A 14,134-nucleotide genomic window follows, 5' to 3' on the forward strand; every position below is an offset into this window, starting at 1 on the left:
AATCCCGTGTCCTTTCCGTTGGTATTGAATGATGCTCTTGTAGGGTTTGGATTTGATCCTGGCCGTGACCGTGGGCTTCGCACCACGGCTATTACACGACGACCCTCCGGGCCTCAAACCCTTATCCTGGCGCTTATGGGTAGCACCCATGCCCACTTGCGAAATTCAGGCAGTACGCTGAAGGAACCTGTGGTATGATCGCGCTTCAGTTTATCCAGTACCCCCAATCAAAAATCAGTTTGGTTTGATTCAGTCCGGTGACTGATCCTTTGTGACTGGAAACAGGTTGTTCCACTCATCAGGTATCAACCGCCACTCAGAGGTATCTTTTCAGAAGTTTCAAACTCAAAACACTCCAGGTAATTTTTCACCTGGCAGACCGGGCAAGTTCCGCTTTTCTCACACCTTTATGCCTGCAGGGAACCAACCCGCACATCGGCACAGGATTACGCTATGGTGGACGAAACCTTGAGCCCTGTATCATTTACCAGTACTGCCGCAGCCCCTGGGTCCAATGAATACTCCCCGGAATTGGATCTCCTGGTACGTCATTCAGACGAACGCATTGTCCGCTTTGATCGCCGCCGAATTGTGACCACGCTAATTCGCGAAACGGGCCTCAATCCTGAACTGGCAGACAAAATCAGTTATGAAATCCAGGCCATGCTGAGCCGGGCTGGCGTGACCAAAGTCAGTTCGTCCCTGATTCAAAGCCTGGTGGATGCCAGGTTGATTGAACATGGACTGGAACGTGAATTTGTCGTCCATTCACGGTTGGGGATTCCCCGCTACGAACTGGACCAGATTATTCATCAATCAGCACGGGCTGAGCACACCCAACCGCTCGGCCCTGAAGGCACCAGCCTGCGACTCGCCGAAGCCATCAAACGCGAATATGCCATTTTATCGGTTTTTTCCGAGCCAGTGGCGAAAGCCCATTTGATTGGCGATATTTACATTCAGAATTTAGGTGGGGTTGACCGTCCGCGACTGCTGGTTCAATCGCTGGATTCCATCAAACGCTATGGCATTACCCTGCCTCAATCATTTGCCAACTGGCGACCGGCACGCCACCCGGAAGTCCTGGTGGCGCACCTGGTTAAGTTTTCCGCCGCGCTCCAGGGCTACATCAACGGCCCCATCGAGTGGGATGCCGTCAATTACTGTTTGGCACCATATGTTGAGGACCTTGACGCCAAATCATTGAAACAACTGGCTCAGGGACTGCTCTTTGAACTTTCCTCACCATCGGCGGCCCGCGGCGGGCAAATGCTCACCTGTACCCTCCACCTTGATTGGGAAGTGCCGCCTTACATGCGCGACCGGATTGCGATTGGCCCTGGCGGGGAAAGTACCGGGCGTTCGTACCGGGATTATTCGGAAGCCGCCCAAAAGCTCTTGCGCGCGATTTATGAAGCCTACCTCGAAGGCGACGGCCAAAAATTGCCATTCACCGGCGCGCAACTGGTGCTTCATATTGCCCAGCATTTCTCGGAAAGTATTGGATATAAAGGATTACTTGACACAGTGAGTCAGGTGGCAACCGGTCGCGGCGGCATTCACATTGTGTTTGATCGCAATGACACCCAGAGTTTTTATCGTCGGTATGGCGTGCCGCTCGAAGGAGCCCTCAGTCGAGCCGAAACCACCGAATGGTGCACCGCGGTCTTTCAGGCTGTCGGAGTCAATCTGCCCCGAGCAGCCTATCGCGCCGGATCCACCAACCACCTCGCTATTTTCGAAGAATTAACCCGATTGATGGATGTCGCCGCGCAGGCCCATCTCGAAAAACGGATTTTCCTTGAGAAATTGATGGCGCTTGGCGAGCAAGGACCACTGGCGCTCCTGGCGATGCGTCGTCAGGGCAATACATTTTTGCGGTTGACCCGAACAACTCACTGGCTGTGTCCAATTGGGTTAAATGAACTGGTCTGGGCGGTCACCGGGCAACAGCTCCACGAATCACAAGAGGCCCGCGAGTTCGGAAAACGAGTCATTGCCCACATTGCCGCCGAAACCGCGCGCCTGTCGTCACGGCATAAAACCCGCTTCTTGCTGGCTGAATGCTCCGCCGAGGAAGCTCCTCATCGCCTGGCACAACTTGACCTGCAATTTTTCCCGGATGATTCAGCCGAGTTTGTCCAGGGACAGGTCCAAACAGGCGATGTGTTTTATTCCAACGGTGTGAAGCTGAATTCCAAAGTACCGCTTTCAGCGCTTGAAAGAGCCCAACTTGAAGGCTTTTTACACAACGATCAACTGGTCAATGCCACGAGCGAAATCTGGCTTGGCAGTAGACCAGTGGCCGCCAGTACCGTCGCCGTTTTTATCTCACAGGCATTTTATCGTTCGCAGGCCAATGGTCTGGTCTTTGCCCCGGAATTTACGGCGTGTCTTGCCTGTGGTTCGGTAAGCTACGGATTGCACTCGCAATGCTCCAGTTGCGGTTCAGCCCACGTTGATGGCATCGCCCAGGCCGGCCTTTCTTATACTCGAACGTCCAGCATGTCAGAAAGCCAGATGATTGAATTGAAGAATCGCTACCGGGAGAGTCTCAGAGATTAAAATTCTTTGAGTCAGTCGTCAGTCGTCAGTCGTCAGTAGCCAGTAGTCAGTAGTCAGTCGTCAGTCGTCAGTCGTCAGTCGTCAGTCGTCAGTCGTCAGTAGTCAGTAGTCAGTAGTCAGTAGTCAGTAGTCAGTAGTCGAGTGTTGGGAATTGAGAGTTTTTGTCAAGTGGATTTAGTTCGATTTGAATCATTTAGGAACAATTCTTTTCAAGAATTCGACGGATTCAACGATCCGGGTTTTATCTACTGATGCCAGTTAAGGGTTGAAAAAATTGTTCGTTGAAAACAAAGGACTTATCAAAATCTCAAGTTTCAGACGTTCAATCTGCTGTCTGTAAGTTGTTGATTTTGAAGTCTCAATTTCAACCCTTAATTCGCATTACTGACTACTGACTACTGACTCATCAACGACTGACTGGGAAAAACTATGAACCTTGAAACCGAAGTCAAAGTCCGCGGACAAAACCCGGAAGAAACACTCGCCCGGCTGGCTGAGCAAGGATTTGCAATCACCATCGTTCAACCCCGCCATTTTGAAGACAACTGGCTTTTGGATACCGCAACCTCGGATCTGCGCGCCAAACGTTCGGCACTAAGAATCCGGCTGGCGGAAGGCAAGACTATTGTCACCTATAAGGGCTTGCCACCAGCAGAGTTGCTTCAGGAAAAGTTAAAGGTGCGGGAAGAACTTGAAGTCGTGGTTGATGATGCAGAATTGATGGTCAAGATTTTTGAACGGCTTGGATTCCGATCCTTCTTTCGGTACCAGAAATATCGAACGTCCTACGAAATCGAATCAGCGTCACTGGGAATTTCGCTGATTGCCACCTTTGATGAAACGCCGCTTGGTTTTTTTCTGGAGCTTGAAGGACAGGCCGATGCGGTTCGCGCCACAATTGCCAGCCTTGGCTTTACACCGGAACACCTTTCAACGGACAGCTACATTGCCCTGCAAAGCGCCCATTGCACAGCACGAGGATTGCCTCTGCAGGATATGGTTTTTGCTCTGAGTGAAGGAGTGAAATAGTGAATAGCGAAATAGTAGGAAATACAGGATTTTAGGGATTGACAGACCAAAACTGGAAACCAGGACTGAAGTATTTCGCTATTCCTAACTGATTGGGATTGCAACCCCGTTGACGCCAGTCATGGCCGGGCTGCAGAGGGTAAGGATGGTTTGGGCAATCGTTTCGGGTTTGGTCCAGGCAGCGAAATTGGCATCCGGCATAGCGGTGCGGTTCGCCGGAGTATCAATCGTTCCAGGCAAAACCACATTCGCATTGATTCCAACTGGGCCAAGTTCCAGAGCCAAAGCCTGAGTCAGGGCAACCAAAGCGGCTTTCGAAGCAGCATACACGCCTATTCCTGGGGCAACCTGGACGGCACTCCGCGAGGCAACCGTGACAATGTGGCCTGATTTCTGGGGTTGCATCATGGCGGCACTCGCCCGCACAATCAAAAAGGCCGACTTGAAGTTCATCACCACCATTTTGTCAAAGGTTTCAAGTGAAGTTTCAGCAATTGGCGGCCCGCCAGCGAAGCCTCCAACAAGATGAACAGCGTTATCCAGCCGCTGAAAATCACGCTCAATCGTTGAAAACAGTTCTTTGACAGAGGGTTCATCCGTCACATCGGCAGGGATCAGAGTGAGGTCAACGGATTGACCTTGAGTGAGTTGGAGCAATTCATCGCGGCCACGCTCAGAACTCCAGGTCACAATCACACGGTCTCCGCGCTGCAAAAAAGCCTGAGTGACTGCCTGACCAAGTCCACCGGTGCCACCAGTGATCAACGTGATGGTTCGATCCATAATTTCCTCATTCTGGGAAAAAGAAGAAAGGACTTTACACCGCCACTGGCAGGTAAAGTCCTGATAATGAAAAAAATCAGCGAATCAATCGAGGGAAGATAGCAATCAACTGAGCGAGGGATGAAAACGATTGTAGATAATTACACGAGAGCCACGCTTCATTGAGAACGTGTTTTGCTCACGGCTCTGCCAGCCACAAACACACGAATTTGAAAGGCAGTGTGAGCACTGAACTTATTGTCGGAAATGCTACTTGGCTTCGGGTTTGGGCGCCCCGCCCTGGGCATCTTTTTCGGGGTCATCATTGAGCGCTTTTTTGAAATTGCGAATTCCGGAACCAATTCCGGACGCCAGATCAGGGATTTTCTTTGCGCCAAACAAGATCACCACAATCGCCAAAATCAGCAGCAATTCAGTCGTTCCAAGAGAACCAAACATATAAAACTCCTTTTGTTAATCGGGAAAAACGATTCTAGTCTGAGGGATAGGGAGTGTCAATTCAGACTGTTGTGGGGTGTTCCTCGAAAATCCCACTGGTTTCTCAAATAATCCGGTTCCAACCAGTTTACTGAGCGAAAAGAATTTTGAGTGTGTTGAGGGTACGGCTACATTGGAGACTGAAGATGCCCCAAAAGACGGTAAAAATTACAGATCACGTCTATCAACTTATCCTTCAACTGGCCCTTCGTGAATATCCACGCGAATGTTGTGCCCTGCTCGGGGGCATATCAGGGCTGTTTTCGAGCTGGTATCCGCTCCAGAACATCGCTGACTGTCCAGAGCGTCAGTACGCCGCCCCACCCGAAGCGTTATTTCAGGCCATGCGTCAAATGCGGGAACGCAACGAGACCGAACTGGGGATTTTTCACTCGCATCCATCATCGGCAGCCTATCCTTCGCAAACAGATATTGAACTCGCCTTTTATCCTGACGCAACTTACTTTATTCTAGCGGTTCACCCTTCCCCATTACTGCGCGCCTTTCATATCGTGCACGAATGTGTTGAACCTATCGAAATCCAAATCCGTGCCGCTCCTTGATTTGGTCCATGCGGTTCACGCCCACAGGGTCGAGAATTCTATTCAATCACAAAAATAAGCGAAGGAAACCCACCTATGACCACTCTGTATGAGAAGGCCCTGGAGGCCGCCCAGTTTTTGTCCCTGCAAGTTGATCGAACACCTGATGCACTTGTCATTTTAGGTTCTGGCTTAGGAATTTTTGCCGATGCCCTCGAAGGCGCGAAACACGTTGCGTACCATGCAGTTCCACACTTTCCGGTTTCAACGGTTGAAGGCCACCGTGGTCAGTTTGCGATTGGATATTGTGGTGATGCCTTGTTACTGGTGATGCAGGGTCGCTTTCACTACTATGAAGGCTATGACCTGGATTTGGTGACGTTGCCAATTCGGGTCGCCAAACTGATGGGCATTCAGCGGATGGTCGTCACCAACTCGGCTGGTGGATTAAACGCCGATTTTCAACCCGGCGATTTGATGCTCATCGAAGACCATATCAACGGCCTGGGTGCCAACCCGTTGCGCGGGCACAACGATTCCCGGTTTGGTCATCGCTTTCCGGATATGACCAATGCCTATGACCCGCTGTATCGAAAAATTGCCACTGAAGAATCAGAAAAAATGGGGATGCGGCTTCAAAGCGGGGTCTATATTGCTCTCAGCGGACCGTGTTTTGAAACTCCGGCGGAAATCCGCATGTTTCAACGACTTGGCGTAGATGCTGCTGGGATGTCAACGGTGCCGGAAGTCATTGTTGCCCGGCATATGGGAATGCGGGTGCTGGGAATGTCGTGTATTTCCAATCTGGCGGCGGGAACCACCGGGGAACCACTCAATCACGAGGAAGTCCTTGAAACCGGTCTGCTGGTCAGCAAGAAGTTTACTGAATTGTTGCAGCGAACCATCCCCCGGCTTTGTCAGGAAGGATAGAATGAAGAATGTGGTTAGTGGTTAGTGGTTAGTTCTTGGTTCTTCTTCTAAAGCATTGATTTCTAACCACTAGCAACTAACCACTTTTTTCATTCTTCATTCTTCATTTGTTTTTTCAGGCAACTGATTTTTCGCCATTTTCACACCCGGCAGGATCAGGTTCATCAGTTTCGAACTGGTACCGTCCACGCGCATCGCGATAGCGAATCACCAACAAATCACTAAAAGCTTTGGCCCCGCGCAAGAGGCTGACCTTTGAGCCATCAACGTCGTTCCAAATGACTGGAATTTCACAGAGTCTTGCCCGGCGTTTATTGGCCAGATACAAAACTTCAACATCAAACCCAAACCCGAAAATTTGTTGCTGTTCAAAGACCGGGCGGAGCAATTGCCGTCGGAACGCCTTGAACCCGCACTGGGTATCAGCAAACGGAAGTCCAACCAGTTGTTGCATGACCAGATTAAAGGTTCGCCCGGCAGTTTCCCGCAGCCACGGTTGATGACGTCCAACCAGTGACCCGGGCAATGCCCGCGAGCCAAACGTCACGTCATACTGGCCATCGGCAATCGGCTGAATCAGTTTCGGTGTTTCAGAAATGGGGGTTGACAGATCGGCATCAGAAAAGAGCACAATCTCGCCCTGAGCCTTCAAAAAACCGTGACGGACCGTGAAGCCTTTTCCACGATTGCCACCAGGGTTGGTCACAAGCTGTAAGGTCAGGTTGGATTGTTCAAAGACGGGGATGAAATCACGCACAATCTGCGCCGTTTCATCAAGAGACCCATCATCAACGACAATCACTTCACTCACAAAGGGCTGAACCTGTAAATACTCAGCCACGGTGTGCAAGGTCTGCCCAATCCGGCAGGCTTCGTTGTAGGCTGGGATCACTAAACTCAAAAGCGGCGAAAACGACATAGTACGGAAAATCAATTCAGGGAAAAGCAAAAACAATTTCTGGGAGCACCAGCCAGAGACAAGTGCTCCCAGAGTGAATGAGTTGAACTTTTTGGTTCTTGGTTCTTGGTTCTTCTTCGAACGTATTGATTTCTAACCACTAACCACTAACCACTCTTTGGTTCTTAGTTCTTGGTTCTTGGTTCTTGGTTCTTGGAAGGTATTGGTCCCTCAGCCCCAAGCCCCAGGTTCTAAGCAATGGTCACATCCTTGGACAGATACACATCCTGGATGGCGTTGAGCAGGCTCACACCTTCAGCCATTGGCCGTTGGAAGGCTTTCCGGCCCGAGATCAACCCGGTGCCGCCAGCTCGTTTGTTGATGATTGCGGTGCGAACCGCTTCGGCCTTATCACTGGCGCCTGACGAAGCACCACCCGAGTTGATCAGCCCGGAGCGTCCGGCATAGCAGTTCAACAACTGATAGCGGGTTAAATCAATTGGATGATCAGTGGTCAGATCAGAATAGACCTTCTTGTGCGTTTTTCCGAACTTCAAAGCATTATATCCGCCGTTGTTTTCGGGCAGTTTCTGTTTGATGATATCGGCTTCGATGGTCACGCCCAAATGGTTGGCCTGTCCGGTCAAATCGGCTGAAACGTGGTAATCAGTGTCAGCGGTCTTAAACGCGTTGTTTCGGGTATAGCACCACAAAATGGTGGCCATGCCGAGTTCATGGGCCCGATAGAAGGCTTCGGAGACTTCCTGAATCTGGCGAGTTGATTCGGCTGAACCAAAGTAGATGGTTGCCCCAACCGCAACCGCGCCCATATCCCATGCCTGTTCAACCTGGCCATACATCACCTGGTCAAAGCGGTTTGGATAAGACAGCATTTCATTGTGGTTCAATTTCACGATAAATGGAATCCGGTGCGCGTATTGGCGAGACACGGAGCCCAAAACACCAAAAGTTGAAGCCACGGCGTTACAGCCGCCTTCAATCGCCAGTTTGACGATGTTGCCACCATCAAAATAAATCGGGTTTGGTGCAAATGAAGCGGCGGCGCTGTGCTCAATTCCCTGATCCACTGGCAGGATCGAAACATACCCCGTGCCAGCCAGTCGTCCAGTTGAGAAAATTTGCTGCAGGCTTCGCAAAACCTGCGGGTTGCGATCAGTTTGGATCCAAACCCGTTCGATAAAATCCGGTCCGGGCAAGTGCAGTGTTTCTTTTGGAACAGCGGTGGCTTTATACTCAAGCAACTGTGAGGCTTCGTCGCCCAGTAACTTCTCGATTTCCTGAATCATTGGAATACCCTCTCTAGCAACTATGTTGAAATTCTCCCCAGGACCAGGTGGTGGTCCCAGCCTCAGTATGTGAGGTTAAGGTTGTGGATGGTTCTGATGAAAGAGGCCCGCGCATCATATAAGGGAAACGGCTCTCGGTAAAGCATCTTGTGCTTTGCGACTGTGCCAGGAAGCGGGCCACTCACCCGATGAGTTTCATCCAAAATATATGGGTTGAAATACAAGACACCCAGCGGTGTAAGGGGCTGTAAATATTTCGGTTATAGCCTGGCAAAGATGAATTGCCAGTGCAGCCTGTAGTTTGCGATAGCTCCTTAATCCACACGTTTCTGTTTTTCATCCAATAAATATCTTTTATCCCTGGCTGTGGTTGACTTGCAAAATCAGGTGACACCGATTATCAAACTTAACCCACACTTTCTGAATAAGTTGGTGGGAATCACGTATCAAGAATAAGTGAGTAGAACGAAATGACTCAACCCGGCGTGTGTATTGTTGGCCTCGATGAAGTCGAGCACGAAGAAATCAGATCAGGCGCGTTTGTGCGGTTGATCGGCCACGAGTTGCTGCCAAAAATTCAAGTGGTGGATGGTCAACTCCTGGTTGAATCAAAGCGTGGTCCGTGGTTTGTACCAGTGGATAAAGTGCTCTTCCACGGGATTTTCGAAGACGACCTGGAATTTATTGCCGCCCTGGCCCTTTGGGGCGGCCCCTGTTTGCCCAACGCCCGGGCGATGATGGATTGTCGGCTGCGAATCCCCTGCCTGGTACGCGCCCTGGAATTTACGCGCTTTGGGGCGCCGAAACGATCATACTCCGGTCCAAATGCCGGGTTTATCTCTGAGATTGAACGGGTGGCAAAATGGGGAAACTGGCATTGCGGTGAAAACAAGGAGCGATTCACCGGCGACTGGAAAAGCGATCAGGCGTGCCTGATCGAACCATTTCTGACTGGTTCTGCGGTGCGGGTGGTCTTCATTGGCGATCAATACTGGCAAATCAAACTTGAAGGTGACTCCTGGTTAAAATCCATTCACGCGCCAAATGCGGCATTTATGGAACCTGATTCCGAACTGGTCGAAGATACCGACCGGGTCCGTAAAGGATTTGGACTCGAAATCGTGGCCAATGATTATATTGTGACACCGGAAGGCAACCGCCATCTGCTCGAAGTCAATCACATCCCGAATGTCACCCGCTTCCCCGAGCTTTGGAAAGCCTATCGTGATTTTGCCGTTCGGTGGATCAATCAATAAAGCCGGGTTCAGGGTTCAGGAAAAAGACAAAAAGGACCAAAAGGACCAAAAGGACATAAATTCGAAAACCCCGAACCCGGAACCCCGAACCCCGAACCCGGAACCCCGAACCCCATTCTTCTAAGTGAGATTTATGAAAATTATTACCTGCTGCTTCTGGCTGATGATCATCAGTTTGGCGTTCACGTTTCCGGTTTCGGCACAGACGGTCACCTGGGATGATCTGATGCAATCTGGCAATCAAGCCCTGACTCAAAATCGCCCGGCTGAAGCTGAACAATCGTTTCGCGATGCGCTCAAGCTGATCGAAAAATCCGGCGAGAAAGACCCGCGAAAACCTGTGACCCTGATCAAACTGGCTGCCGTCTGTGACCTGCAATCCAAACGAGACGAGGCTGAAACTCTTGCCAGTGAGTCAATTTTGGTTCTTGAGAAGTTGTCATTTTCATCAAAGGTAACCGATGGGGTTAACTTTAGTGCTGCGTTAAATACCACAACTGAGCTTTATGAGTTGGCGGCTGGTTTGTTTGCATCTCATCAAAAATACCCACAGGCTGAAACCCTCTATCAAAAAAAGATCAAATTTTGTGAGAAAGTTCTTGCCCTCACCAAAGAGCAACCAACAAGCAATGACGACTTCCTTCGATTCCTGGTTTTGGCCACATCGGGTATTCACGAAAAGTTGACAGCGACTTATGACAAACTGGCAAATTTATACTTTGCTCAAAAAAAATATGACCAGGCTGAAAAAATGCTCAACCAATCACTCAAAGAAAAAAAGGTAGTTTATAAAGATGATTCACCGATTGTTGCTTCAGCGCTGGCTAATCTGGCGAGCCTTTTTGCAGCTCAAGGGAAATATGAGAAGGCCGAACCACTTTATAAACAGGCTCTTTCCATTTTTGAACAGAGCCAAGCCCTGGGGCGGCCAGAAGTAGCATCCATTCTCGGAAATTATATTCTTTTGCTGAAAAAGACTGGGCGGGAGGCCGAGGTAAAAGGTCTGGTTGAGCACCTGAAAGCTCAAGCCAATCAAACACAACCGGTGAAGTAGCAAGTCGCAAGTCGTCAATCCAGTAAAGCGAGGAGTGGTAGTCAATTTTTCTGACTCCTCGCTCCTCGCCACTCGCTGCTCACTTCTCCATTCATTTCTTCACCTTAAAATCCGCATCACTGACATCAGTGGCCTGATTCCCGGCTTCATCCCTGACCAGCACCTGCAATCTGGCACGTTTGGTTTTGAGGGTTCGGCGAGGAATTTCAAAATCAAAGCTTTGCACATCCCCTGAAAGCCCTGAAACAATTTCGACTGAAAACGTCGCGCCGCCATCGGTTGAAAGTCGCACATCCTGGCGTGTCACCTGTCGGTTGTCGGAAGAAAGCCATCGGAAAGTGACGATTTGACCGCCTTTGAAAACTTCCCCGCCATTTGGGAAGACAATCTGGACCTGTGGTGGCGTTTCATCAGCGGGATTGATGGTAAAATCGGCATCCGAAGCATCCTCTCCTTGATTGCCAGCACCATCCAGCACCGTCACCCGGATGCGACAGGTTGTGGTGGACAGGTCAGCGGGAGGAAGAAACAAAATTTCCGTAATTTCCCCGGCAAGTCCAGCCGCCACAACCAGTTCAAATGATTGTCCCCCATCCGTTGAAAGATCAACTGTCTGTTCAACCACGGTTCGGTTGTCTGCCGTTGCCCAGGAAAGAGTGATGGGTTCCTGACGGGCAAATTGTTCGCCTCCGTTCGGAGACAAAACCCAAACCATCGGTGGCTCTTGATCATCAACTGGAAGCGTTTTGGCTTGCGCTTCATTGGTATAGCCTGAACTCCCACCAGCATTGACCGCTTTGACCCGGTAGCGATACGCAGTTGCCGGCTGTAACCGGTTGTCCCGAAATCGGGTTTGACTGGCAGGAAGGGTTGTCAGTTCAACAAATTGAGGCTGATCTTCGAATTGTCGTTCAATGACAAAACCTGTTTCCGTGGTACTTTGGTCAGTCCACTCCAGGTCAATTTCAGTGGCGGAAATCCCAAGTGCGGTCAGCCCGGCTGGAGCTTCAGGAGGTGCCAGAACAGCATCAATTCGGGCAATAAAAGCACTTGTGTCACCGCAAAACTCAGGCTGGAGCGGATCAACGGTTGGGAAATTGACTGACACGGTGTTGCCAGCTAAAACGATGTTGGCTTTTGCATCAACCGCCAGTGCCGTGACCTCATCGCTGGCAGTTCCACCAATGAAGGTTGAGAAAAGCAACCGGCCTTGAATCGGGTCAATTCGGGTGACAAATCCATTGAAATTCAGGTCATCCGGGCTGGCCTGGGTTGGCTCGACCAGCGGAAAGTCACCGGACTGGGTTTTTCCAGCAACACACACGGTTCCAGATGTATCAATGGCCAGCGCCTGAACCTGATCTGTGTTTCGTCCTCCCAGGTAGGTGAGAAAGTTTGTTTTGAGACCGGTTGGGTCAAATTTGGCAACAAACCCATCGGTCGCTCCGAGTAACGTATCCTGAACAGGATTTACAACCGGCAACCGGGGTGATCGAGTCTCACCCGCCACATAGACATTTCCAGCCGGGTCTACGGCAATCCCCTCCCCGCTGTCAAACTCGCTCCCGCCAAAATACCGGCAAAATTCCAGTTTTGAGCCTGTCGGATTGATTTTTGCGACGAAGGCATCCGTGACACCTCCAAATGGAATCGTGAAGGCCGGTACAGCAGGAAAAGTTTGGGCATTTGAAGCGGTACTCCCGGTGAGATAGGCATTTCCAACCGCATCAGCGGCAATGGCATATCCGGCGTCGAAATCAACGCCGCCAAGATAAGTGGCATAGACCAGTTGGGTTCCAGCCGCGTTGATTTTGGCGACAAACGCATCTGTTAAATTGCTGAAGGCTGGCTGAACGGCACGAACGACTGGAAAATCAGCGGATTGTGTCACCCCGGCGATATAGACCTGATGCTGACGGTCAATTGCCACTCCGTATCCGGCATCTTGAGCACTACCACCCAAAAAAGTGGACATTTCCAGGGCATTTCCGGCTGGAGACAATCGCGTGAGAAACGCATCTGAGGAAACCGCATCCGGAAATCCTCCAAACTTTGACTGGATTGGTTTTTCCAACGGGAAATCCGGAGAACGGGTTGTTCCAACCACAACCACTGCCCCTGTGGTATCAACCGCAATTGACTCAGCTTCGTCGTCAAAACCACCACCTAAAAAAGTGGTAAACACCACCGATGAACCAGTTGGGTTCAGTTTGGATACAAATAGATCAAAACCACCTTGATTCGACCTTGGACTGGTCACACCTGGAAAAAGAAGCGCGCTGGTCGTGCCAGCAACATAGCAATTTCCATCTGAATCAATCGCAACGGCGTGAGCGGCATTCTCACCGTCGCCACCCAGAAATGTGGCATATTTCACCACGGGGTCAATGACAAGCGGCAACCCGGTGTCATATGAATCCAGATCGAAAGTGACCTGAAACGCACCACTTGAAGTCAGTGCCCGTACCCGATACCTGCCCGAAATTTCCTGCCGCTGATCAGAGACACATTGATACATTGTGGGCTGATGCTGGATCAGCGTTCCGTGCGGGGTTTCAATCTGCAAATTCCCGGCAGCATCAGGTTCAACCCGGCTGGCCCCCGCAAGCTCCAAAACAATCCGGGCAGGGTCAGCCTGGGGTGCCACAACGAAGTCATATTCAAGCAGTCCTTCGCTGCCATACCCAACCAAATCAATTCCTGGATAGAGGTTCTCGTACCGGATCCGGGCGCTTCCTGGAATATCCCGCACCCATTTGTTTTTCTCAGCTCCCACAAAGAAATGACTGTATCCCGGAAGCGGTTGCTCAAAGTTCAACCTGGGAGATGGTGACGCTCCGGCAAAAGCAATTTTGAGCGGAGGACGTTCAGGCGGCGTAGCTTGCTGGCACGGGTTGGGCGGCTGCTTTTGAGAAAGGTTTGTTTTGGCTGGCAATGAGTGGGGAAACCCAAAAACAATGGCCTGCCCGGTGAAAAAAGCCGTGTAGTTTTGAGTTCGGCAATATGCTTTCACCTCTGGATCAGTCTGACCACGGTTGGGCTCAAACCGGAGCGGTTGATCAGCAACCGGTGAAAACCCAGATTTGAACTCGCTACTTCGTTTTGATTGAAGGTTCAATGATGGAAAAGCCTTGATGAGCCTGAACCCTGAACCCTGAACCCTGAACCCCAACTGACATTGCCCACCACTCCACATCACCATCAAGAGACAGCATAGAACCGGCATCTTTTCCAGAAAACGTGAATTCATAGGCGTGTGAGTACCGGAAGGTGATATCTGATACCATTTGGGG

11 protein-coding genes are annotated in these 14,134 nt (G+C 50.6%); 6 read left to right on the plus strand and 5 right to left on the minus strand.

The window, feature by feature from the left end:
• The first annotated feature begins 453 nt into the window (after positions 1-453).
• Together HY774_11135 and cyaB are read left to right on the plus strand one after the other, a co-directional pair.
• Complete coding sequence (locus HY774_11135) at positions 454-2,565, plus strand: anaerobic ribonucleoside-triphosphate reductase (protein ID MBI4749034.1); 2,112 nt, start codon at positions 454-456, stop codon at positions 2,563-2,565.
• Positions 2,566-2,994: 429 nt separating this feature from the next.
• Complete coding sequence (gene cyaB / locus HY774_11140; protein MBI4749035.1) at positions 2,995-3,594, plus strand: class IV adenylate cyclase; 600 nt, start codon at positions 2,995-2,997, stop codon at positions 3,592-3,594.
• Between the two features lie 84 nt (positions 3,595-3,678).
• Here cyaB and HY774_11145 read toward each other — a convergent pair whose 3' ends face one another.
• Together HY774_11145 and HY774_11150 are read right to left on the minus strand one after the other, a co-directional pair.
• Complete coding sequence (locus tag HY774_11145; GenBank protein MBI4749036.1) at positions 3,679-4,377, minus strand: SDR family oxidoreductase; 699 nt, start codon at positions 4,375-4,377, stop codon at positions 3,679-3,681.
• 249 nt (positions 4,378-4,626) lie between these two features.
• Positions 4,627-4,815: a twin-arginine translocase TatA/TatE family subunit gene (locus HY774_11150; protein ID MBI4749037.1), complete on the minus strand. Its 189-nt coding sequence runs from the start codon at positions 4,813-4,815 to the stop codon at positions 4,627-4,629.
• A gap of 185 nt (positions 4,816-5,000) precedes the next feature.
• Here HY774_11150 and HY774_11155 point away from each other — a divergent pair, with 185 nt between their 5' ends.
• Both HY774_11155 and HY774_11160 read left to right on the plus strand, forming a co-directional pair.
• Entirely contained in the window at positions 5,001-5,417 is a 417-nt protein-coding gene (locus tag HY774_11155) for a M67 family metallopeptidase (protein ID MBI4749038.1), read from the plus strand.
• Positions 5,418-5,492: 75 nt separating this feature from the next.
• Positions 5,493-6,326 carry a purine-nucleoside phosphorylase gene (locus HY774_11160; GenBank protein MBI4749039.1) on the plus strand — a complete coding sequence of 278 codons (834 nt, stop codon included), beginning with the start codon at positions 5,493-5,495 and terminating at the stop codon, positions 6,324-6,326.
• 115 nt (positions 6,327-6,441) lie between these two features.
• On the opposite strand, the gene HY774_11165 is transcribed toward HY774_11160, so the two are convergent.
• A complete protein-coding gene (locus tag HY774_11165) occupies positions 6,442-7,245 on the minus strand; it encodes a glycosyltransferase family 2 protein (protein MBI4749040.1) in 804 nt (267 codons plus the stop codon).
• A 230-nt stretch (positions 7,246-7,475) separates the two neighbouring features.
• Positions 7,476-8,531 (minus strand): class I fructose-bisphosphate aldolase, encoded by a 1,056-nt coding sequence (locus tag HY774_11170; protein ID MBI4749041.1) that lies wholly within the window; start codon positions 8,529-8,531, stop codon positions 7,476-7,478.
• Between the two features lie 470 nt (positions 8,532-9,001).
• Between HY774_11170 and HY774_11175 the strand changes: the two genes are divergently transcribed.
• Both HY774_11175 and HY774_11180 read left to right on the plus strand, forming a co-directional pair.
• Positions 9,002-9,787 (plus strand): hypothetical protein, encoded by a 786-nt coding sequence (locus HY774_11175; protein ID MBI4749042.1) that lies wholly within the window; start codon positions 9,002-9,004, stop codon positions 9,785-9,787.
• Positions 9,788-9,920: 133 nt separating this feature from the next.
• Positions 9,921-10,841, plus strand: a complete 921-nt coding sequence (locus tag HY774_11180) for a tetratricopeptide repeat protein (GenBank protein MBI4749043.1) — start codon at positions 9,921-9,923, stop codon at positions 10,839-10,841.
• A 91-nt stretch (positions 10,842-10,932) separates the two neighbouring features.
• On the opposite strand, the gene HY774_11185 is transcribed toward HY774_11180, so the two are convergent.
• Positions 10,933-14,091 carry an SBBP repeat-containing protein gene (locus HY774_11185; protein ID MBI4749044.1) on the minus strand — a complete coding sequence of 1,053 codons (3,159 nt, stop codon included), beginning with the start codon at positions 14,089-14,091 and terminating at the stop codon, positions 10,933-10,935.
• Positions 14,092-14,134 lie beyond the last annotated feature (43 nt).

Source organism: Acidobacteriota bacterium (assembly GCA_016208495.1).
Taxonomy (GTDB): domain Bacteria; phylum Acidobacteriota; class Blastocatellia; order Chloracidobacteriales; family Chloracidobacteriaceae; genus JACQXX01.

Excerpts from the sequence above, each read along its gene's own strand:
- HY774_11150 (MBI4749037.1), bottom strand. The coding sequence starts at position 4,815 with ATGTTTGGTTCTCTTGGAACGACTGAATTGCTGCTGATTTTGGCGATT.
- HY774_11135 (MBI4749034.1), top strand. The coding sequence starts at position 454 with ATGGTGGACGAAACCTTGAGCCCTGTATCATTTACCAGTACTGCCGCA.
- HY774_11145 (MBI4749036.1), bottom strand. The coding sequence starts at position 4,377 with ATGGATCGAACCATCACGTTGATCACTGGTGGCACCGGTGGACTTGGT.
- HY774_11185 (MBI4749044.1), bottom strand. The coding sequence starts at position 14,091 with ATGAATTCACGTTTTCTGGAAAAGATGCCGGTTCTATGCTGTCTCTTG.
- HY774_11165 (MBI4749040.1), bottom strand. The coding sequence starts at position 7,245 with ATGTCGTTTTCGCCGCTTTTGAGTTTAGTGATCCCAGCCTACAACGAA.
- HY774_11180 (MBI4749043.1), top strand. The coding sequence starts at position 9,921 with ATGAAAATTATTACCTGCTGCTTCTGGCTGATGATCATCAGTTTGGCG.
- HY774_11160 (MBI4749039.1), top strand. The coding sequence starts at position 5,493 with ATGACCACTCTGTATGAGAAGGCCCTGGAGGCCGCCCAGTTTTTGTCC.
- HY774_11155 (MBI4749038.1), top strand. The coding sequence starts at position 5,001 with ATGCCCCAAAAGACGGTAAAAATTACAGATCACGTCTATCAACTTATC.
- HY774_11175 (MBI4749042.1), top strand. The coding sequence starts at position 9,002 with ATGACTCAACCCGGCGTGTGTATTGTTGGCCTCGATGAAGTCGAGCAC.
- HY774_11170 (MBI4749041.1), bottom strand. The coding sequence starts at position 8,531 with ATGATTCAGGAAATCGAGAAGTTACTGGGCGACGAAGCCTCACAGTTG.
- cyaB (MBI4749035.1), top strand. The coding sequence starts at position 2,995 with ATGAACCTTGAAACCGAAGTCAAAGTCCGCGGACAAAACCCGGAAGAA.